The 21,165-nt window shown below is 66.0% G+C and carries 22 protein-coding genes; 16 read left to right on the top strand and 6 right to left on the bottom strand.

What is annotated here, in order from left to right:
* The first annotated feature begins 9 nt into the window (after window positions 1-9).
* From rpmF to recO, 16 genes are all read left to right on the top strand, one after another.
* The gene (rpmF, locus tag BXA00_RS15915; RefSeq protein WP_006218037.1) at window positions 10-192 is read left to right on the top strand and encodes a 50S ribosomal protein L32; all 183 of its coding nucleotides are present in this window, start codon (window positions 10-12) and stop codon (window positions 190-192) included.
* Window positions 193-251: 59 nt separating this feature from the next.
* Window positions 252-1,319 (top strand): phosphate acyltransferase PlsX, encoded by a 1,068-nt coding sequence (plsX, locus tag BXA00_RS15920; protein WP_076519380.1) that lies wholly within the window; start codon window positions 252-254, stop codon window positions 1,317-1,319.
* A complete protein-coding gene (locus tag BXA00_RS15925) occupies window positions 1,319-2,305 on the top strand; it encodes a beta-ketoacyl-ACP synthase III (RefSeq protein WP_076519381.1) in 987 nt (328 codons plus the stop codon). The genes plsX and BXA00_RS15925 overlap by 1 nt, the downstream gene beginning before the upstream one ends.
* 109 nt (window positions 2,306-2,414) lie before the next feature.
* Window positions 2,415-3,350: an ACP S-malonyltransferase gene (gene fabD / locus BXA00_RS15930; protein ID WP_076519382.1), complete on the top strand. Its 936-nt coding sequence runs from the start codon at window positions 2,415-2,417 to the stop codon at window positions 3,348-3,350.
* A 4-nt stretch (window positions 3,351-3,354) separates the two neighbouring features.
* Complete coding sequence (gene fabG / locus BXA00_RS15935; protein WP_076519383.1) at window positions 3,355-4,107, top strand: 3-oxoacyl-ACP reductase FabG; 753 nt, start codon at window positions 3,355-3,357, stop codon at window positions 4,105-4,107.
* Between the two features lie 192 nt (window positions 4,108-4,299).
* Window positions 4,300-4,539, top strand: a complete 240-nt coding sequence (acpP, locus tag BXA00_RS15940) for an acyl carrier protein (protein ID WP_003813816.1) — start codon at window positions 4,300-4,302, stop codon at window positions 4,537-4,539.
* A gap of 185 nt (window positions 4,540-4,724) precedes the next feature.
* Complete coding sequence (fabF, locus tag BXA00_RS15945; RefSeq protein ID WP_076519384.1) at window positions 4,725-5,954, top strand: beta-ketoacyl-ACP synthase II; 1,230 nt, start codon at window positions 4,725-4,727, stop codon at window positions 5,952-5,954.
* Window positions 5,955-6,446: 492 nt separating this feature from the next.
* Complete coding sequence (gene rpoE / locus BXA00_RS15955; RefSeq protein WP_076519386.1) at window positions 6,447-7,046, top strand: RNA polymerase sigma factor RpoE; 600 nt, start codon at window positions 6,447-6,449, stop codon at window positions 7,044-7,046.
* 12 nt (window positions 7,047-7,058) lie between these two features.
* Window positions 7,059-7,571: a sigma-E factor negative regulatory protein gene (locus BXA00_RS15960; protein ID WP_076519387.1), complete on the top strand. Its 513-nt coding sequence runs from the start codon at window positions 7,059-7,061 to the stop codon at window positions 7,569-7,571.
* Entirely contained in the window at window positions 7,571-8,659 is a 1,089-nt protein-coding gene (locus BXA00_RS15965; RefSeq protein WP_076519388.1) for a MucB/RseB C-terminal domain-containing protein, read from the top strand. Before BXA00_RS15960 ends, BXA00_RS15965 begins: the two co-directional genes overlap by 1 nt.
* Before the next feature lie 38 nt (window positions 8,660-8,697).
* Window positions 8,698-10,179: a DegQ family serine endoprotease gene (locus tag BXA00_RS15970; RefSeq protein ID WP_076519389.1), complete on the top strand. Its 1,482-nt coding sequence runs from the start codon at window positions 8,698-8,700 to the stop codon at window positions 10,177-10,179.
* 292 nt (window positions 10,180-10,471) lie between these two features.
* Window positions 10,472-12,265 carry a translation elongation factor 4 gene (gene lepA / locus BXA00_RS15975; protein WP_076519390.1) on the top strand — a complete coding sequence of 598 codons (1,794 nt, stop codon included), beginning with the start codon at window positions 10,472-10,474 and terminating at the stop codon, window positions 12,263-12,265.
* A 22-nt stretch (window positions 12,266-12,287) separates the two neighbouring features.
* Window positions 12,288-13,172, top strand: a complete 885-nt coding sequence (gene lepB / locus BXA00_RS15980) for a signal peptidase I (protein ID WP_076519391.1) — start codon at window positions 12,288-12,290, stop codon at window positions 13,170-13,172.
* Between the two features lie 2 nt (window positions 13,173-13,174).
* Window positions 13,175-13,936, top strand: a complete 762-nt coding sequence (gene rnc / locus BXA00_RS15985; RefSeq protein ID WP_076519392.1) for a ribonuclease III — start codon at window positions 13,175-13,177, stop codon at window positions 13,934-13,936.
* Complete coding sequence (gene era / locus BXA00_RS15990; RefSeq protein ID WP_076519393.1) at window positions 13,933-14,823, top strand: GTPase Era; 891 nt, start codon at window positions 13,933-13,935, stop codon at window positions 14,821-14,823. The genes rnc and era overlap by 4 nt, the downstream gene beginning before the upstream one ends.
* Window positions 14,816-15,403, top strand: a complete 588-nt coding sequence (gene recO / locus BXA00_RS15995) for a DNA repair protein RecO (protein WP_076519394.1) — start codon at window positions 14,816-14,818, stop codon at window positions 15,401-15,403. Before era ends, recO begins: the two co-directional genes overlap by 8 nt.
* A gap of 71 nt (window positions 15,404-15,474) precedes the next feature.
* Here the strand turns inward: recO and BXA00_RS16000 are convergent, their stop codons facing one another.
* The 6 genes from BXA00_RS16000 to BXA00_RS16025 form a co-directional block, all read right to left on the bottom strand.
* Complete coding sequence (locus tag BXA00_RS16000; protein ID WP_076519395.1) at window positions 15,475-16,764, bottom strand: NTP/NDP exchange transporter; 1,290 nt, start codon at window positions 16,762-16,764, stop codon at window positions 15,475-15,477.
* Window positions 16,765-16,768: 4 nt separating this feature from the next.
* Window positions 16,769-17,686 carry an aldo/keto reductase gene (locus BXA00_RS16005; RefSeq protein WP_076519396.1) on the bottom strand — a complete coding sequence of 306 codons (918 nt, stop codon included), beginning with the start codon at window positions 17,684-17,686 and terminating at the stop codon, window positions 16,769-16,771.
* Between the two features lie 99 nt (window positions 17,687-17,785).
* A complete protein-coding gene (locus BXA00_RS16010; RefSeq protein ID WP_076519397.1) occupies window positions 17,786-18,496 on the bottom strand; it encodes a Bax inhibitor-1/YccA family protein in 711 nt (236 codons plus the stop codon).
* A 133-nt stretch (window positions 18,497-18,629) separates the two neighbouring features.
* On the bottom strand, window positions 18,630-19,088 hold the full coding sequence (locus BXA00_RS16015; RefSeq protein ID WP_083714268.1) for a hypothetical protein: 459 nt from the start codon (window positions 19,086-19,088) through the stop codon (window positions 18,630-18,632).
* A 56-nt stretch (window positions 19,089-19,144) separates the two neighbouring features.
* Complete coding sequence (locus BXA00_RS16020; RefSeq protein ID WP_369825572.1) at window positions 19,145-19,603, bottom strand: DNA polymerase III subunit chi; 459 nt, start codon at window positions 19,601-19,603, stop codon at window positions 19,145-19,147.
* A gap of 25 nt (window positions 19,604-19,628) precedes the next feature.
* Complete coding sequence (locus tag BXA00_RS16025; protein ID WP_076519399.1) at window positions 19,629-21,137, bottom strand: leucyl aminopeptidase; 1,509 nt, start codon at window positions 21,135-21,137, stop codon at window positions 19,629-19,631.
* Window positions 21,138-21,165 lie beyond the last annotated feature (28 nt).

A 21,165-nucleotide genomic window follows, 5' to 3' on the forward strand; every position in this document is an offset into this window, starting at 1 on the left:
GGAGTCATCATGGCCGTTCAACAAAACAAGAAGTCCCCCTCCAAGCGCGGTATGCACCGTTCGCACGATTTTCTGGTGGCCCCGTCGACCGCCATCGAACCGAACACCGGTGAAACGCACCTGCGTCACCACATCAGCCCCAACGGCTTCTACCGTGGCCGCAAGGTCCTGAAGACCAAGGCCGACGAATAAGGCCCCCGGGCCGAACTCGTACTCGGACCATTTCGGCTGAGCGCTGATACCTGGCACCCGTGATACGCATCGCCATAGACTGTATGGGCGGAGACTTCGGTCTGCCCGTCACGATTCCGGCTGCGATCGAGTTCGCCCGGCAATTTCCGGATACCCGGCTGTTGCTGGTCGGGCTTCCCGACGCCATCGAAGCGGCGCTCTCCGAGCACCGCAACGTGGCGCGCGATCGCATTGAGATCGTGGCGGCTTCCGAAGTCGTCACCATGGACGACCCGGTCGAGGTCGCCCTGCGCCGCAAAAAAGACTCCTCCATGCGCCTCGCTGCCCAGTCCGTCAAGGATGGGCGGGCGGACGCCTGCGTTTCCGCGGGCAATACCGGCGCCTGGATGGCCATTTCCCGCTACGTGCTCAAGACGCTGGACGGCATCGACCGCCCGGCCATCGCCACGTCCATTCCGAACCAGACGGGTCGCGCCACCACGGTGCTGGACCTGGGGGCGAACGTGGACTGCACGGCCGAGCACCTGCTGCAATTCGCCATCATGGGCGCCGCGCTGTCGCAGGCGGTGGACCATCGCGACAATCCCACGGTGGGTTTGCTCAACATTGGCGAAGAAGTCATCAAGGGCAACGAAGTCGTCAAGGAAGCCGCCGAGCTCCTGCGCGGCAGCCCGCTGAACTTCTACGGCAACGTCGAAGGCAATGACATCTTCAAGGGCACGGTCGACGTCGTCGTCTGCGACGGCTTTGTCGGCAACGTCGTGCTCAAGTCCGTCGAGGGCTTGGCGAAGATGCTGTCCAGCATCATTCGCGAAGAATTCAAACGCAATCTGATCACGCTGATCGCCGGCGCTGTCGCCAAGCCGGTGCTGAACCGCCTGCGCAACCGCGTCGACAACCGCCGCTACAACGGCGCAGCCTTGCTGGGCCTGCGCGGCGTGGTCATCAAGAGCCACGGCTCCGCGGACGTTTACGCCTTCGGTTTTGCCTTGCAGCGCGCCCGCGAAGCCGTAGTGAGTAAACTGCTGGAGCGCACCGCTCAGACGGTCGCCCAAATTACCAAGCGCGTTCAATCCGGCGATCGCCCATCGGCGGCATCGCCTAACGTGGCTGGGGACACCGCTTGATGGATACCGCAATGAAATATTCCGTGATCGCGGGCACCGGCAGCTTCCTGCCGGAACGCGTGGTTTCGAATGACGAACTGGCTGCGGAACTGGCGACGCGCGACATCGCCACTTCCGACGAATGGATTGTCGAGCGCACGGGCATCCGTCAGCGCCATCTGGCCGAGCGTGGCGTGACCACCAGCCAGCTGGCCACCGAGGCATCGCGCCTTGCGCTGGCCGATGCAGGCGTCGACGCTTCCGAAATCGATCTCGTCATCGTGGCCACGTCCACCCCGGATTTCGTGTTTCCCAGCACGGCCTGCCTGGTGCAGGCCAACATCGGCGCCAAGGGGTCGGCCGCGTTCGACGTGCAGGCCGTGTGCAGCGGCTTCGTCTACGCGCTCACCACTGCCGACAGCTTCATCCGGGCGGGCCGCGCGCGCTGCGCGCTCGTGATCGGCGCCGAGGTGTTCTCGCGCATCCTGGACTGGAATGACCGCAGCACCTGCGTGCTGTTTGGCGACGGCGCGGGCGCCGTCGTGCTCAAGGCGTCCGACAAGCCCGGCATCATGGCCGCGCAACTGCACGCCGACGGCAGCCAGATGAAGATCCTCAGCGCCGCTGGCAACGTGGCCTACGGCGACGTCACGGGCGATCCCTTCCTGCGCATGGACGGCCAGGCCGTCTTCAAGCAGGCCGTCACCGTGCTGGACCGTTCCGCGCGCGACACGTGCGCCGAAGCCGGCGTCACCGTTTCGGATGTCGATTGGCTGATCCCGCATCAGGCCAACGTGCGCATCCTGAATTTCCTGGCGCGCAAGCTGGATGTGCCGGTCGAGAAGGTCGTCATCACGGTCGACAGCCACGCCAATACGTCCGCGGCCAGCGTGCCGCTTGCGCTCGACGCCGCGCGCCGCGACGGCCGCGTCAAGCCGGGTCAGCTCATCCTGATGCAAGGCGTGGGCGGCGGATTCACCTGGGGCTCGGTACTGGTCCGCATGTAAGGGCGCGGCCCTGGTCGCGGCGGCCTGCGTGCCGCTGCCGGCCGGAGAGCACGCCTGGCATTCCAGCCTGCATCTCACACAGACACTGAATCAATCCACACGCTCAATCATGAAAATCGCTTTTGTCTTTCCTGGCCAAGGTTCGCAGGCTGTCGGCATGCTGGACGCCTGGTCCGGCGTGGCGGCGGTCACCGACACCGTGTCGCGGGCCTCGCAGGCCCTGGGACAGGACCTGGGCGCGCTGATCGCGCAGGGTCCCGCGGATCAGCTCAACCTGACCACCAACACCCAACCGGCCATGCTGACCGCCGGCGTTGCGTTCTACAACGCCTGGTGCGCGGCGGGTGGCCGCAAGCCTGACGTCGTGGCGGGCCACAGCCTGGGCGAATACGCCGCGCTGACCGCCGCGGGCTCGTTGTCGCTGGAAGATGCCGTGCGCCTGGTTCGTGTGCGCGCCGACGCCATGCAGGCCGCCGTGCCGGTCGGCACGGGCGCCATGGCCGCGATCCTGGGGCTGGACGACGATGCCGTGCGCGCTGCGTGCGCCCAGGCCGCGCAGGACGACGTGGTCGAGGCCGTGAACTTCAATGCCCCGGCCCAGGTCGTCATTGCCGGGACCAAGGCTGCCGTCGAACGCGCCTGCGAATTGGCCAAGGCCGCAGGCGCCAAGCGCGCCTTGCTGCTGCCGGTTTCCGCGCCGTTCCACTCCAGCCTGCTCAAGCCGGCCGCGGACGTTCTGGCGGCCGCGCTCGCCGGTGTGACGGTGAATGCGCCGCAGGTGCAGGTCATCAACAACGTCGACGTCGCGTCGCCCACCGAACCCGGGGCAATCCGGGATGCGCTGGTGCGCCAGGCATGGCATCCTGTCCGCTGGGTCGAAACCCTGCGCGCCATGAAGGCGCAAGGCGTCACGCACGTCATCGAATGCGGTCCGGGCAAGGTGCTCGCCGGCCTGACCAAGCGCATCGACCCGGAACTCACCGGCCTGGCCATCACCGATCCCGCTTCGCTGGAAGCGGCATTGGCCGCCGTCAACGGAAACTGAACACATGGACAATACCTCGACCGAATTGCAGGGCAAGATCGCGCTGGTGACCGGCGCCACCCGCGGCATTGGCCGGGCCATCGCCCTTGAATTGGCGGCGCGCGGCGCAACGGTCGTCGGCACCGCCACGTCCGAATCGGGCGCCGCCGGCATCACGGAAGCGCTGGCGCCGTTCGGCGGCCGGGGCGTGGTGCTCGACGTGACCGACGCCGCGGCCTGCGATGCGTTGATCGACGCGCTGGGCAAGGAAGGCGGCGGTCCCCACATCCTCGTCAATAACGCCGGGATCACCCGTGATACGCTGGCGATGCGCATGAAGGACGACGACTGGTCCGCAGTCATCGACACCAATCTGGCCTCGGTCTTCCGCCTGTCGCGCGCGGTGTTGCGCAGCATGATGAAAGCCCGTTGGGGACGCATCATCAATGTCACCTCGGTGGTGGGTTCCAGCGGCAATGCCGGCCAGGCCAATTACGCGGCCGCCAAGGCCGGCGTGGCGGGCATGTCGCGCGCGCTGGCGCGTGAGCTCGGCAGCCGCAACATCACCGTGAACTGCGTGGCCCCGGGCTTCATCGACACCGACATGACGCGCGCGCTGGGCGAAAACCAGACTGCGGCGCTGCTGCAGCAGATTCCGCTGGGCCGTCTGGGTTCGCCGTCTGATATTGCTCATGCCGTGGCCTTTTTGTCCGGGCCGCAGGCGGGTTACATTACCGGCACCACCCTGCACGTCAACGGCGGGATGTACATGCAATAAGTCACGAATCGCGCGTCGCGGCGGGGCAACCGGCCAGGCGCCGCGCGATTCTCCGGAAACGCCGTACATGGGTCTTCCTGCGCCGCTCTCGGCGACAGAACACATGCGCGGTGTTATTTTTGTCACGGTCAGGCGTTGCATCACTCCGCGCTTGGCTATAATTCGCGGGATTTTTCCCAATTGGAGATCTGCATGGAAAGCATCGAACAGCGCGTCAAGAAGATCGTCGCTGAACAACTTGGCGTCAACGAAGCCGAGATCAAGAACGAGTCCTCCTTCCTTGACGACCTCGGTGCCGATTCGCTCGACATGGTCGAACTGGTCATGGCTCTCGAAGACGAATTCGAGACCGAGATCCCCGACGAAGAGGCCGAAAAGATCACGACCGTGCAACAAGCGATTGACTACATCAATTCGCACGGTAAGCAGTAAGCTCAGCCTATATCGTCCTGGTTGCCCGAGATGACCTCGGCCAACCCGGAATCAGGGCGGTTTCTGGAGTGCCGTGTGGTCCACCGGCGGGAAGGGCGTTGTAGTGCCCGACTTGCTTTTCCGTGGTCCACACGCGCAGCGCATCCCGAAAACCGCCTTTCTTTTGTCTGTTTGAGGAGTCATCCGTGAAGCGACGTGTCGTCATCACCGGCCTGGGTATCGTTTCTCCCGTAGGAAACGATCTGACCACCGCTTGGGACAATATCGTCAACGGACGTTCTGGCATCAGCCGCATCACCCGTTTCGATCCCTCGGCCATCACCACCCACATTGCTGGCGAAGTCAAAGACTTCGACATCAGTACCTATATTTCGGCCAAGGAAGCCCGCCAGATGGATACGTTCATCCATTACGGCCTGGCTGCCGGAATGCAGGCATGGCGCGATTGCGGCCTGGAAGTCACCGAAGAGAATGCCGAGCGCATCGGCGTGATCGTGGGTTCCGGCATCGGCGGCCTGCCGCGCATCGAAGAAACCCAGGTCGAATACATGGCCAAGGGACCGCGGCGGATTTCGCCGTTCTTCGTCCCGGGTTCGCTGATCAACCTGATTTCCGGCCATCTGTCGATCGCCTATGGCATGAAGGGCCCCAGCTACGCCGTGGTGTCGGCGTGCACGACCGGCCTGCACTGCATTGGCGATGCCGCGCGTCTGATCGAATATGGCGATGCCGATGTCATGGTGGCGGGCGGCGCCGAATCGACCGTGTCGCCGCTGGGCATTGGCGGCTTTGCCGCGATGCGCGCGCTGTCGACCCGCAACGATGATCCTCAGACCGCGTCGCGTCCCTGGGACCGCGACCGCGACGGCTTCGTGCTGGGCGAGGGCGCAGGCGTCCTGGTGCTGGAAGAATACGAGCACGCCAAGAAGCGCGGCGCTCGCATCTACGGTGAATTGGCTGGCTACGGCATGAGTTCCGATGCCCACCACATCACCGCCCCGGACAAGGACGGTCCGCGCCGCGGCGTCATCAACGCGCTGCGCAATGGCGGCCTGAATCCCGAAGACGTCCAGTACGTCAACGCGCACGGCACGTCGACGCCCCTGGGCGACAAGAACGAAACCGACGCGCTGAAGCTGGCGTTCGGCGACCACGCCAAGAACCTGGTGGTCAACTCGACCAAGTCGATGACCGGCCACCTGTTGGGCGCGGCCGGCGGCATCGAAGCCGTGTTCACGACCCTGGCCGTCTACAACCAGGTCTCGCCTCCGACGATCAACATCTTCAATCAGGATCCGGAATGCGACCTGGATTACTGCGCGAACGAAGCGCGGCAGATGAAGATCGACGTGGGCTTGTCCAATTCGTTCGGTTTTGGCGGCACCAACGGCTCGATGGCCGTTCGCCGGGTCTGATTTGGAAGGCTCGGTCGGGGGGCGTTGGTCGTTCCGCGTACCTGTCTCGCAGCCCAGGGGCGTCGCCGCGCTCTTCGGGCTGGCGCTGGCCGCCGCGGCCGCCAGCGTGCTGACTGCGGCGTCCTGGCAGGGCCATGGCTGGGAGGCGGGCGCGCTGCTTGCGTTTTCGCTCCTCCTGGCCGGGCTGTTACACTCGGCCCGGAGGACCCCGTCCCCGGTAACGGCGCTACGTACCGCGACCGGGACTGGCCGTTGGCAGCTGCGCCGGCCGCAAGGCTGGCAGGATGCGCTGCTGATCGACCAGCAACGGGGTCCAGCGTGGCTGACGCTTACCTTGCAGCCCTTGCCCACCGGGAGTACGGCCTTTACCACTAGCAAAATCACCCTTACCGTTTGGCGGCAGACGCTGCGACCGGAATCCTGGCGCCGTCTGCGCCTGCTCGCGGGCGCCGCGCGGCAGTCACGACCGGCGCTCCGCACGCAGGAGGCCTCATGAGCGAGCGTGAAGTCGACGCCCAGCTCGTCGAGCGCGTCCAGCGCGGCGACAAGAAGGCGTTCGACCTGCTGGTGCTCAAGTACCAGCGCAAGATCCTGCGCCTGCTGGCCCGCATGATTCGCGATCCGGCCGAGATCGAGGACGTGGCGCAAGAGGCCTTCATCAAGGCCTATCGCGCCTTGCCCCAGTTCCGGGGCGAAAGCGCCTTCTACACCTGGCTGTACCGGATCGCCATCAATACGGCCCGGAATTGGCTCGCCTCGCAGGGGCGACGGCCCAGCGCGCCCAACGCGATTGAAACGGAAGACGGTGAAACTTTTAACGAAACCGACAACCTAACGGATATAAGCACGCCGGAATCCATGGTTGCCAGCCGCGAAATCGCCGAGACGGTGAACGCGGCCATTGAGGAATTGCCTGAAGAATTGCGCACCGCAATTGTCCTGCGTGAAATCGAAGGTATGAGTTACGAAGACATCGCCCAGAGCATGGATTGCCCGATCGGTACGGTGCGCTCCCGCATTTTTCGTGCGCGCGAAGCCATCGCCACCAAGTTGCGTCCACTGCTCGACACCGATGTCGAGCGTCGCTGGTAAGGAGTGGCAGTCATGCAAACAGCAGCCAAATCCGTTGAGATCGCCGAGTCCTCCTGGGAGGAATCGGTCTCCGCCTGGATGGACGGAGAGGATTCCGACGATATCTTTCCCAGTCTGTTGTCCAAAGAGGGACGTCAGACCTGGGACACCTATCATCTGATTGGTGATTCCCTGCGCAATGCCGATCTGGCGCTGACGCCGAGCGCGGCCTTCCAGGCCCGTCTGGCACGGGCGCTGGACGCGGAATTGCCTATCGTAGCGGCGCCCCGGCGCCGCTCGCCTTTGCGCATGGGCCTTTCCGGCCTGGCTGTGGCTGCGGCCGTGGCCACGGTCGCCTGGGTGGCGCAGCCGTATGTGACCGGCACGCCGGCCACTGAAGTCCGTGTGCTGGCCGATGCCAGCCTGTCGGCCTCGGCCTCGGCGTCCGACGATTCGAGCCTGCGCGACTACCTGGAGGCCCATCGCCAGATGGCCGGCCCCAGCGCGGTGCGGCAGGTGTCGTTCGATGTCGGAGCGGGACGTTGATGGCGCTTGTGCTTCCGTCACGCTGGCCGGTGTTGGGACGTGCTGCCTCGTGGCAGGCTCACCGCGCCGGCTGGTTCGCCGCCACGCTCCTGACCGCCTTTCTGGCCGCGCATGGTCCCGCGTCCGCCGCCGACGCGCCTGCGGCCGGCCAGGCCGAAGACATCGTGCAGTTGCTCACGCGCATTCAACAGGCCGCTCGCAAGCAGGACTACGCAGGCGTCTTCATGTATCAGCAGGGCGACATGATCCAGTCTTCGCGGCTGGTTCACGTGGTCGATGGCACCGGCGAGCGCGAACGCCTGGAGATCCTCGACGGCCAGCCGCGCGAATACCTGCGTCACAACGAGGACGTGCAGTGCCTGATCCCCGAGCGCAAGACCGTGCTGCTCGAGCGTCGCCGAGGCGATCGTTTCCCGGGCCTGCTGCTGGGCGATCCGGCTCATCTGTCCGAACACTACAAGATCCGCGCCGAATCCGCGCTGCACCGCGTCGCGGGCCGCGAATGCCGGCTCATCACCATCGAGCCGCTGGACAAGCTGCGCTATGGCTATCGTCTGTGCGCGGACGTCGAGACCAACCTGCTGCTCAAGGCCCAGACCCTGAACGCCGCGCGCGGCGTGGTCGAGCAGGTGTCGTTCTCGTCGCTGCGGCTGGGTTCGGACGTGGATCCGCAAGCGTTGTCCTCGCACTGGAACACCCGCGGCTGGAAGGTCCTCGAGGCCGCCATGAAGAACGTGGACCTCGCAGCCCAGGGGTGGCGCATCCCGGCCCCCAAGGGTTTCAAGCCCATCATGCAGGTCTCGCGCGCCATGAAACGCGGTTTGCCGGTCAGCCAGATGGTGCTATCCGACGGCCTGGCGGCGATCTCCGTGTTCATCGAGCCCTATGACAGCCAGCGCGACCACCAGCCGCCGCACGGCGCGGCCCAGCGCGGCGCGATCAACGTCTATGGCACGCGCATCGCGGACTTCTGGCTGACCGCAGTGGGCGAAGTGCCCGCGGCCACGCTGGAGCAGCTCGCGCAAGCCACTGAGTACGTGCCTCCCGCACCCGCGGCAGCCGCACCGGCGGAGGGCGGGGCCAAGTAGTTCCCGCCTGTCCGCAAGCAGCAATTTCGGAGTGACATATGAAAGCAATGACGGTCTCGAACGCTTTTTTCCGGCGCTTTCTGGCGGCTGTCGCGGCGGGGGCAGTGTTGTCCACCGCCTACGTGCCCGTGACGGCGGCGCAGACCTCGCCTGCCGCCGTCGGGCTGCCCGACTTCACGACCATCGTTGAAAAGGCCGACCCGGCCGTCGTCAACATCCGCACCACGGCGACCGTGCCCGTGCGTGGCGGCGGCGGCCCCGGCGGCACCGACCCCTACGAGCTGTTCCGCTGGTTCTTCGGCCCCGAATTCCAGCCGCCGGGCCAGCCTTCGCCCAATCCGCGCCAGCGTCCCCAGCCGACGCCGCCCGAAGAGCGCACCGTGCCGCGAGGCGTCGGTTCGGGCTTCTTCATCACGGCCGACGGCTTCATCCTGACGAACAACCACGTGGTGGTCGACGCGACGGACATCTACGTGACGCTGACCGACGGGCGCGAGTTCAAGGCCAAGGTCATCGGCACCGACGAGCGCACCGACGTGGCGCTCATCAAGATCGAAGCCAAGGACATGACGCCCCTGGTGGTCGGCGATCCGAAGAAATTGAAGAAGGGCCAGTGGGTGCTGGCGATCGGCTCGCCGTTTGGCCTGGATTCCACGGTCACCTCCGGCATTGTCAGCGCCATCGGCCGCGATACCGGCGAGTACCTGCCGTTCATCCAGACGGACGTCGCGGTCAATCCCGGCAATTCGGGTGGTCCGCTGATCAACCTGGACGGCGAGGTCGTGGGCATCAATTCCCAGATCATCTCGCGCAGCGGCGGCTTCATGGGCATTTCGCTGGCGATCCCGATCGACGAAGCCATGCGCGTGGTGGACCAGCTGCGCACGACGGGCAAGGTGACGCGCGGCCGGGTCGGGGTGCAGATCGGCGAAGTCGGCAAGGACGTGGCCGAGGCCATCGGCCTGCCCAAGGCCGAAGGCGCACTGGTCAGCAGCGTCGAAGCCGAAGGGCCTGCCGAGCAGGCGGGCGTGCAACCGGGCGACGTGATCCTGAAGTTCAACAAGGAACCGATCAAGCGTTGGTCCGATCTGCCGCGCATCGTGGGCGAGACCAAGCCGGGTACGCGCGCCGACATGGAAGTGTGGCGCAAGGGCAAGAGCCTGACGCTGTCGGTCAAGGTGGGTGAGATCCCCTCCGAGAAGACGGCTGCCGCCGGCAAGAAGGCGGCCCCGGAACCCGAGGTCACCAATGCGCTGGGGCTGAGCGTGGTCGACGTGCCCGCCGACGTCCAGAAGAAGCTGCGCATCAAGGGTGGCGTCCAGGTGAAGGTGGCCGAGGGCGCGGCCGCAAAGGCGGGCCTGCAGGACGGCGACATTGTGTTGGCCCTGAACGACACCGACGTCACCGGCGCCAAGCAGTTCGGCGAGTTGGTCGCCAAGCTGGACAAGGGGCGCGCGACTGGCCTACTGGTGCGCCGCGGCGACCAGACGCAGTGGGTGGCGGTGCCGGCCGCCAAGTGATGGCGGCCCGGACCGGCCGGCGTCCCTGCGGCGCCGCAGCCGGGCAGGCGATCCGGCCGGAGCCCGCCGGACGCCCGCACCCCAGGGCGCTTTTTGTCCCGGGGCGCGCCTTGGGCAAAAAAAATGGCTCAAGACCGGCTAAAATGGCTGGTTGCCGCAAGAGGGGGCGCCTGACGCCCCCTCAGTTTTGTCCGGGCAAAGCCCGTCAGCGCCTCACACGTCGGCCGTGCATACTCCGGCGGCGGTGTCTCCCGGCAGTATGCCGTCTGTTCCGTCCCTTATAAATTCAAGCATGCAGCATATCCGCAACTTTTCCATCATTGCCCACATCGATCACGGCAAGTCGACCCTGGCCGATCGCCTGATCCAGCGCTGCGGCGGACTGGCGGATCGCGAAATGTCGGCGCAGGTCCTCGATTCCATGGAAATCGAGCGCGAGCGCGGCATCACCATCAAGGCCCAGACGGCAGCCCTGCATTACAAGGCACAGGACGGCAAGGTCTACAACCTGAACCTGATCGACACCCCGGGGCACGTGGACTTCTCGTATGAGGTCAGCCGTTCCCTGTCCGCCTGCGAAGGCGCGCTGCTGGTGGTGGACGCTTCCCAGGGCGTGGAAGCGCAGACGGTGGCCAACTGCTATACCGCCATCGAGTTGGGCGTGGAAGTGGTGCCTGTGCTGAACAAGATGGACCTGCCGCAGGCCGATCCCGAAGGCGCCCGCCAGGAAGTCGAGGACGTGATCGGCATCGACGCCTCGAATGCCGTGCTGGCCAGCGCCAAGACTGGCATGGGCATCGACGAGATCCTCGAGACCATCGTGGCGCAGGTCCCGCCGCCCAAGGGCGATCCGGACGCGCCGCTGCAGGCCCTGATCATCGACTCGTGGTTCGACAACTACGTGGGCGTGGTGATGCTGGTGCGCATCGTCAATGGCGTGCTCAAGCCCAAGGACAAGATCCTGCTGATGGCGTCCGGCGCCACCCACCTGTGCGAGCAGACCGGCGTGTTCACGCCGAAGTCGCAGCAGCGCCCGCATCTGTCCGCGGGCGAGGTCGGTTTCATCATCGCCGGCATCAAGCAGCTTGAAGACGCCAAGGTCGGCGACACCGTCACGCTGGCCAACAAGCCCGCCGCGAGCCCGCTGCCCGGCTTCAAGGAAGTCAAGCCGCAGGTGTTCGCGGGCCTGTATCCCGTCGAAAGCTCCGAATACGACCAACTGCGCGATTCGCTCGAAAAGCTGAAGCTGAACGACGCTGCGCTGATGTTCGAGCCCGAAGTCTCGCAGGCGCTGGGCTTCGGTTTCCGCTGCGGCTTCCTGGGTCTCTTGCACATGGAAATCGTGCAGGAGCGCCTGGAGCGCGAGTTCGACATGGACATCATCACCACCGCGCCGTCGGTGGTGTACGAGGTGGAGCAGCGCGATGGCACGGTGATCACCGTGGAAAGCCCGTCCCGCATGCCCGAGATCGGCAAGATCCAGGACATCCGCGAGCCCATCGTGAAGGTCACGCTGTTCATGCCGCAGGACTACGTGGGTCCGGTCATGACGCTGTGCAACAACAAGCGCGGCGTGCAGGTCAACATGAGCTACCACGGCCGCCAGGTCCATCTGGTGTACGAGATCCCGCTGGCCGAGATCGTGCTGGACTTCTTCGACAAGCTGAAGTCGGTGTCGCGCGGCTATGCCTCCATGGACTACGAGTTCCTGGAGTACCGTTCCGCGGACGTGGTGCGGGTGGACCTGCTCATCAACAACGACCGCGTCGATGCGCTGGCCGTGATCGTCCACCGCAGCAATGCGCGCCATCGCGCGCGTGACGTCGTCACCCGCATGCGCGGCCTGATACCGCGCCAGATGTTCGATGTCGTCATCCAGGCGGCCATCGGTGCGGAGATCATCGCGCGCGAAAACGTGAAGGCGCTGCGCAAGAACGTGCTGGCCAAGTGCTATGGCGGCGACATCTCGCGCAAGAAGAAGCTGCTGGAAAAGCAGAAGGCGGGCAAGAAGCGCATGAAGCAGGTGGGCAGCGTGGAAATTCCGCAGGAGGCGTTCCTCGCCATCCTGCAAGTGGAAGACAAATAGAACCCAAAAAGGCGAGTAGCTGATGAGTTGGAACTTTGCCCTGATCCTTTTTATCCTGCTGGTCCTTACCGGCGTAATCTGGGTGCTCGATCTGGCGGTGCTGCGCAAGGGGCGCGAGCGCCGCGCTCAAGCGGCAATGGCGCAGTACGACGCGGCCCTGGTCGGTGACGCCCAGGAAGCCGAGCGCCTGCGGCGCGAAGCCGGCGATGCCGCGCGTCGCGTGCCCTGGTGGATCGAATACGCCGTCAGCTTCTTTCCCGTCATCCTGTTCGTGTTCATGCTGCGCTCGTTTGTGGTCGAGCCCTTCCGCATTCCGTCAGGATCGATGCTGCCCACGCTGCAATCGGGCGACCTGATCCTCGTGAACAAATTCAGCTATGGCCTGCGTCTGCCGGTGATCGACAAGAAGGTCATTCCCGTGGGCACGCCGCAGCGCGGCGATGTCTTCGTGTTCCGCTATCCTGTTGATCCGGACGTGGACTACATCAAGCGCGTCGTCGGCCTGCCGGGCGACGAAATCGCCTACCTGGACAAAAAGCTCTACGTGAACGGCCAATTGGTGCCGCATGTCCGCGACGGCGATTACTTCGAACCGGACCGGGTTTCGTATATCGCGCAATATAAAGAGAAATTGGGCGACGTTGAGCACAAGATCCTGCTGGATGAGAACAAACAGCAAGATTATTCACCCATGTGGCAATTTCCCAACCGCCAAAACTGCCAATACAGCCGCAATGGGGTACGCTGCAAGGTACCCGAAGGGAATTATTTCGCCATGGGCGATAATCGGGACAACAGCGCAGACAGCCGGTACTGGGGCTTCGTTCCGGAAGCCAATATCGTCGGCCGCGCTTTCTTCATCTGGATGAACTTCAGCGATCTCAGCCGCATCGGCCGATTCAACTGATTATGTCGCTAGCCACGCTGGAAAACCGCCTGGATTACCACTTCGGTGATCAGGCCCTGCTTGAACAGGCGCTCACGCATCGCAGCCATGGCGCGCGCCATAACGAGCGGTTGGAATTCCTTGGGGATTCCGTGCTGAACTTCGTCGTGGCGGCGATGCTGTTTGAACGCTACGCCAAGATCGACGAAGGCGATCTGTCGCGCCTGCGGGCCAATCTGGTCAAGCAGGCGTCGCTGGCGGATATCGCCCAGCGGCTGGAACTGTCGCAGTATCTGCGCCTGGGCGAGGGCGAGCTCAAGAGCGGCGGATTCCGCCGGCCGTCCATCCTGGCTGACACCGTCGAAGCCATCTTCGGCGCGGTCTTCCTGGATGCGGGCTTCGACGCGGCGCGCCGCGTCATCGTGCGGCAGTACCAGCCCGTGCTGGCGTCCGTGGATCCCAAGACCCTGGGCAAGGACGCCAAGACCCTGCTGCAGGAATTTCTGCAGGGCCGCAAGCTGGCCCTGCCGCTGTACACGGTGGTGGCCACGCATGGCGCGGCCCACAGCCAGCAGTTCGAAGTCGAATGCGCCATTCCGGCGCTCGATATCAAGGTGATGGCGCCCGGCGCCAGCCGCCGCGCCGCCGAGCAATCGGCGGCCAAGCTGGCGCTGGAGGCCGCGCTGGCCATCAGCCCGGCCACCAAGGCTGCCCGCAAGTCGGGCAAGGCGCGCAAAACCGCGCAATTGTCGCTGCCTGTGGCAGTGGCTCAAGAGACTAAATGAGCGATACCCCTTTTCGTACCGGCTTCGTTGCCATCGTCGGCCGCCCCAATGTGGGCAAGTCCACGCTCACGAACGCCCTGATCGGTTCCAAGATCTCCATCGTGTCGCGCAAGGCGCAGACCACGCGCCATCGTATCCACGGTGTGCTGACCCGCGAGCACGAGCAGTTCGTGTTCGTCGACACCCCGGGTTTCCAGACGCGCCACGGCGGCGCGATGAACCGCATGATGAACCGCGTCGTGACGCAGGCGCTGGCCGACGTGGACGTGGTTGTGCACGTCGTCGAGGCCGGCAAATGGTCCGAGGGCGACGCCAAGCTGCTGCCGCTGTTGCCCAGCCCCGAGCGCACCATCCTGGTGGTTTCCAAGATCGACGCGCTGAAGAACCGCGACGACCTGTTTGCGTTCGTCTCCAAGATCATGGCGCTGCATCCGTTCGGCGCCGTGGTGCCGGTCAGCGCCACCAAGAACCAGCAACTGGACCAACTGCTCGACGAGATCGCATCGCGTCTGCCGGAAGGCGAGCCGATGTTCGAAGAAGACACGCTGACGGACCGGCCCATGCGCTTCATCGCCGCCGAACTGGTGCGCGAGAAGATCTTCCGCCTGGTGGGCGACGAACTGCCTTACGGCTGCACGGTCGTCATCGAGCAGTGGGAAGAGACCGCCAAGGGCGCCACCATCAATGCCTGCGTCGTCGTCGAGCGCGACAGCCACAAGCCCATCCTCCTGGGCGCGGGCGGCATGCACATGAAGCGGATTGCCACGGAGGCGCGGCAGGACATTGCCAAGCTGCTGGACAAGCCGGTGCACCTGGAGGTTTACATCAAGGTGCGCAAGGGCTGGTCCGACCGCGAGGGTGCGCTGCGCGACCTGGGATATGAGTAGAAGGGCGCCACGCGTCCAGGATCGACCGGGGTTCATGCTCCATGCCACGGCGTGGCGTGAAACCTCACTGATTGTCCAAACCTTCTCGCGCGATCACGGCTGCGTGGCCATGGTCGCCAAGGGCGCCAAGCGCCCTTATTCCGTGCTTCGTCCCGTCCTGTCGGCTTTTCAGCCGCTGCTGTTGTCCTGGACGGGCAACGGCGAAGTCAAGACGCTGACACGCGCCGAGATCGCCGGCATCCGGCCGCTGGCCGGCGCCGCGCTGATGTCGGCCTGGTACATGAACGAACTGCTGCTGCGTCTCTTGCCGCGCGAGGACGCGCATCCGCTGCTGTTCGACGCGTACGACATGGCCTTGCAGCAACTGTCCGCCGGCACGCGCGCGGCCGGCGCGCTGCGCCGCTTCGAATGGACCCTGCTGCGCGAGACCGGCTACGGCGTGGACGAGCCGCCGCCGGACTTCGATGATCCGGCGATCGAACCCGCGCTGCGCAGCGACCTGCGCGCGCGCCTGGCCGAGATCCTGGCCGGCCGTCCCCTGTCCACGCGCCGGGTGCTGCTCGACCTGCAGCGCATCTGAGCGCGCCGCGCCATGGCGCGGCGGCCTTCGCGTCAATATGTTTGCTTCATTGAGATGGTCGCGCAAAAAAACTAGCTGATGTCGCCGTCGCGCCGGTCGGCCCGCTTGCCCAGCCCGTAGCCGACGGCGGCCGCGCCCAGCGCCACCGCGGCGCCCAATAGCGCAATCAGCGCGGCGCCATAGCCCAGCATGTCGATGCCGGTCTTGACCCAGCCGCTGGCGGCATCGCCGCCGCGGTAGACCACGGTGTCGATGACATTCTTGGTCTTGTACTTGTCCTCGGGCGTGACCGCCGTGAACAGCATTTCCCGTCCGGGACGGATTAGCGCATATTCGCCCGCGCGGCGCAGGATCATGGCGCCCGCCAGCACGCCGAACACCGGATAGGCGGCGAGCGCCAGGAAGGCGATCGCCACGGCAAGCGGCACCGCGGTCAGCAGAAAGCGCAGGCCCAGGCGGGCGGCCACCCGGCCGGTGATGAAGACCTGCGACAGCAGCGCCAGCGTCTGCACCGTGAAATCCAGCGCGCTGAAAACGCGGATGCGCTGGGCCGTGTCGGGAAACGCATCGGCCACCAGCCGCGCCTGCTCCATGTAGAGGAAGGTGTTCAACGTGGCCAGCAGCACGACCAGCAGCGAGATGCCCAGCAGATAGCGCGACTGGAAGATGCGCGCCAGCCCCGCCAGGATCGTGCCTTCGATGGGATGCCGCATATCCTGCAGGCCGGTGTCGGGCCGCGAGGCCGCGCGCCAGCCCAGCAGCCACTGCTTGAGCGGCAGCGTGGCGGTCAGCAGCAGCGCCGACAACAGCAGCAGGCCTGGCGGTCCCAGGCTGCCCGCCAGCAGGGCGCCCAGCAACGGGCCGCAGAGGCCGCCCGCGCTGGCGCCGGCGGCGATCAACGCGAACAGCCGCTTGGCCGACTCCATGCGGAAGACGTCGGCCATGAGGCTCCAGGCGATGGAGACGACAAACAAATTGAAGACCGACAGCCAGACGTAGAACGCGCGCGCCGCCCAGACGCTGCCGGGCTGCAGGTGCAGCAGGGCGGCAAAGCCCGCCATGGTCAGCGCGAAGATGGCGTAGACCCAGGTCACCAGCGTGGCCCGCGGCACGCGGGTGGAAATCCAGCCAAAGCACGGCACCACGGCCAGCGTGGCAAGAAAGGTGGCGGTGAACAACCATTGCAGCTGGTTCACGCCCGCCTGGATGCCCATGGTCTCGCGGATCGGCCGCAGCATGAAGTAGCCGCAGAAGAGGAAGAAGAAAAACGCGAAGCCGCAGGCGGCGGGCGCGAGTTCGTCTTCGTGGATGCCCAGGGTCCGCGCGGCGCGCGCGCGCCACGGCATGGGAATGACCGCCATGGCGTCAGGCGAGCAGCGCGGCGATGCGGTCGCGCAGGGCCGCGTCGGGCTGGCGGCCGAATCCGGCGCGCGCGTTGTCGGCCATGTTCACGGGCTTGGAGGTGGCGGGGATGACGGCCGTGACGGCGGGGTGGCCGATGATGAACTTCAGGAAGATCTGCGCCCAGGACGTGCAATCGATCTCGGCCGCCAGCTTGGGCAGCGCCACGCCCTTGACCTGCCGGAACAGCGCCCCGTCCTCGAACGGCCGATTGATGAGCACCGCGACGCCGTTCGCCTGGCAGGCGGGCAGCAGGCGCTTTTCGGCGCTGCGCGAGGCGATCGACAGGTTCACCTGCACGAAATCGGGCTTTTCCCGTTCGACCAGTTCGGTCAGGTCGTCGTGGGCATGGTCGGTGTAGTGGGTGATGCCGATGTAACGCGTCACCCCCTGTTGCTTCAGCTCGCGCAGCAGGGCGAGTTGATTGCGCGTGTCGATGAGGTTGTGGACCTGTATCAGGTCCAGCTTGTCGCTGCCCAGGGCCTGCTGCGACTGGCGCACCTGGCGCATGGCCGATTCGTGCCCGCGCGTGCTGATCTTGGTGGCCAGGAACACCCGCTTGCGCAGGCCGCTCTCGCGGGCCAGCAGCGCCCCGGTTACGGCCTCGGCCTGGCCATAGCTTGGGGCGGTGTCGATCAGCGTGCCGCCGGCCTTGAGCAGCGTTTCAAGCACCTGGGCCAGGGGCGCCATGGCCGCGGCGTCGTCGGGGGCCACGTTGAAGGTGTCCGCGGTGCCCAGCCCGACGACCGGCAAGGTTTCGCCCGACGAGGGGATTGCGCGCTTGAGCATGGCCTGCCCGGAACTGGCTGCCCATGCCGGCCACGCGGTTCCGAAGAGGGCGGCGCTGGCGGCGGACTGGAGGAAGCGGCGGCGGTCGGGCATGGCGTGGCTCCGTCTGACGGGAAATCAAGGGGAAAGGCCAATGAAAAAGGGCCTACATGTACATGCAGGCCCCTTGGGTGCTGGTCTGGCGGCGGCGTGTTACTCGCGATTGCCGCCGAAGATGCCCAGCAGCATCAGCAGGTTCGAGAAGACGTTGTAGACGTCAAGGTAGATGGCCAGGGTGGCGGAGACGTAGTTGGTCTCGCCGCCGTTGACCACGCGCTGCAGGTCCACCAGCATGAACGCCGAGAAAATCACGATGGCCAGCACCGAGATGGTCAGCATCAGGGCGGGCAGCTGCAGGAAGATGTTGGCCAGCGCAGCCACCAGGATCACGACGGCGCCGATGAACAGGAACTTCTGCAGTCCGGAGAGATCGCGCTTGATGGTCGTGGCCAGGGTGGCCATGGTGCCGAACACGATCGCCGTGCCGCCGAACGCCGTCATGACGAGCTGCGAGCCGTTGCTCATGCCCATCACGAAGCCGAGCAGTCGCGACAGCATGACGCCCATGAAGAACGTGAAGGCCAGCAGCAGGACCACGCCCAGCGAGCTGTTCTTGTTCTTTTCGATGGCGAACATCAGGCCGAAGGCGCCGACCAGGAAAACGATGGCCGACAGGCCGGGGCTGGCGCCCATGACCTGGTTGATGCCGGTGTAGAGGCCGACCGCCGCGCCCAGCACCGTGGGGATCAGCGACAGGGCCAGGAGCCAGTACGTGTTGCGCAGGACCTGGTTGCGAGCGACCTCGCCCGGCGCGCCGGCGACCGAGCCGGAACGGTTAAAAGGGGACGGACGATATTCGTTCATGGAGAACTCCTGTTTACGGCAAATATGGTGATTGCCTAGAAGGCTTAGATGCGAAGGATACCTTACAGTTCCCTGAAGAATCCAGTTGCAGGAAGAATGAACCCGGGGGCTGCCGGACGGGCAGGCGGGCGGTTCAACCGCGCCTCACATCGTTGAGCACACGGGACACGATAGCAGGCAATTCCGCGTCCATGCGGTCCTGCAGTTGCGTGACGGCGTCGGCCAGGGCTTGCCGCATGAGCTGTTCCACCTCGGCCTGCAGCCGCGCGGCCAGCACGGTGGCCTCGGGCAGGGCCGGCGCGGGCGGCGCCGCGGCCGGTTCCAGGGCGGGCGCGCGTTGCGGCAGGGGCGCGGCGGTCAGGCCGGGAACGGGTGGCGCCGGTTCGTCGGGCTGCCCCAGGTCCGGCCCATCTGCAACATCCGCCACATCCGTCAACACGGGAAACGGGTCGTTCTCATAGACGGGGCCGACCTCGTCGGCCAGCTCCGTCAGCAGCGGCGCATCGGCCTCGTCGACGACGGGGGCGTGGAAGGAGGGCTCGGCCCGGTGGGTCAGGGTGGGGATACCGGGGTCGGATGAGCGAGAGGGCATGTGGACTCCCGAAATGCTTGTGGATGCGGCGCCGGGGCGCGCGATGGGCGGGGCGGTCAGGCGCCCGGGGTCTTGCGGCTCAGGTCGTGGCTCTGGGGCGCGTGTCCGGCCGTCTGGTAAATCCGCCAGCGCTGGCGGGCCGCCTGCCGGTCGTCGGGATCGTCCGAGACGATTTCGAGCAGGCGGTCGAAGGCGTCGAAGCCGGGCGGGCAGTCGTCGTCCAGGTTCAGCAGCCAGGGCTGCGGCTGGTCGGGCTGGCCGGCCGCCTGCGCGGCCTCGCGCGGGTCGCCCGCGGTGAGCACCACCGGGGTTTCGCTGGCCAGCGGGTCGTTGGCCAGCACGTGCGGCACGAAGGCCGTGTCGTCGAATGCCCAGAGCATCCGGTCGAACGCGGCCAGCCGTGAGCCGTCTTTACAGTACACCACCAGCCGCTGTCCCGCCAGGACGCGCTTGCGCACGACCTGGCAGGCCATGCGCAGGCGGTCGGGCGCGCCGAAGGCGAAATCGATGCGCATCACGCGGCTTCCGGCGTCTGGCGCTTCAAGCCTGGTCCAGCAGGTACTGCATCAGCAGCGGCACCGGGCGTCCGGTCGCGCCCTTGTCCTTGCCGCCGCGCCAGGCGGTCCCGGCGATGTCCAGGTGCGCCCAGGGGTAGGCCTTGGCGAAGCGCGACAGGAAGCAGGCCGCCGTGACGGCGCCGGCCGGGGGGCCGCCGATGTTCGCGAGGTCGGCGAAATTGGACTTGAGCTGTTCCTGGTAGGCGTCGTCCATCGGCATGCGCCATGCGGTGTCCAGCGAACGGCGGCCGGCCGCCGCCAGCGCGTCCGCCAGTGCGTCGTCCTTGGAGAACAGCCCGGTGTTGACGTGGCCCAGCGCGACGACGCAGGCCCCGGTCAGGGTGGCGATGTCGATCACGGCCGACGGCTTGAAGCGTTCGGCGTAGGTCAGCGCGTCGCACAGCACGAGGCGGCCTTCGGCGTCGGTGTTCAGGATCTCGATGGTCAGGCCCGCCATGCTGGTGACCACGTCGCCCGGCTTGTTGGCCTTGCCGCTGGGCAGGTTCTCGCAGGCGGGTATCAGGCCGACGACGTCCAGGGGCAGCTCCAGTTCGGCCAGGGCGCGGAACGAACCGAGCACGCTGGCGGCGCCGCACATGTCGTACTTCATTTCGTCCATGGTGGCCGCGGGCTTGAGCGAGATGCCGCCCGCATCGAACGTGATGCCCTTGCCGACCAGCACGATCGGACCCTGCGCGGCCTTGGCGCCCTTCTTGACAACCTTGGCGCCGGCATGGCGCAGCACGATGAAGCGCAGCGCTTCATCGGAGCCGCGCGCGACCGACAGGAACGAGCCCATGCCCAGCGCCTCGACCTGCTTGCGGTCCAGCACTTCGACCTTGATCGACTTGAATTCGCGCGCCAGGCGCTTGGCCGTGTCGCCCAGATAGGTGGGGGTGCAGATGTTGCCCGGCAGGTTGCCCAGCGTGCGGGTCAGGTCCATGCCGTTGGCGATGGCGCTGCCTTCGCGCAGGCCCTTCTGGACCTGGGCCGCGTCGGCGCGTTCGACGATCTGCACGATCTTCTTGAGCTTGGGACGCGCATCGCGGTCGGGCTTGCCGAAGCTGGCGTCGTAGTGGTAGGTGGCGTTGCCCGCGGCAATGGCTGCGCTGCGCGCGCGCGCGATGAGTTCGACGTCCGCGATGGGGTTGGCGACCAGGGTGGAGACGCCCTCGGCAAGCTGCGCCGCGACGCAGGCGGCGGCGAAAGCCTGTTCGGCCGACGCATGCGTGCGGGCCGAATATTCTTCCTGCTTGCCCAGACCGACCAGGACCACGCGCTGCGCGGCCACGCCCGGCAGATTGCGCAGGACCAGTGTGGAGCCGGAGCGGCCGCGGAATTCGGTCTTGACGACCGAACGCACGGCGCCGTTGGACGCGCGGTCGATGATGTCGGCGGCGGGGCTCAACACGCCGTCCGCGTACACGCCGACGGCGAGGGCGGCGGTTTTGACCTGGTGCAGGGAAGCAGTGGTCTGTGTGCTAAATTCCATGAGGGTTTCCCGTGTGCGTCTGTGTATG

This window comes from Achromobacter sp. MFA1 R4, from assembly GCF_900156745.1.
Lineage (GTDB): Bacteria > Pseudomonadota > Gammaproteobacteria > Burkholderiales > Burkholderiaceae_B > Achromobacter.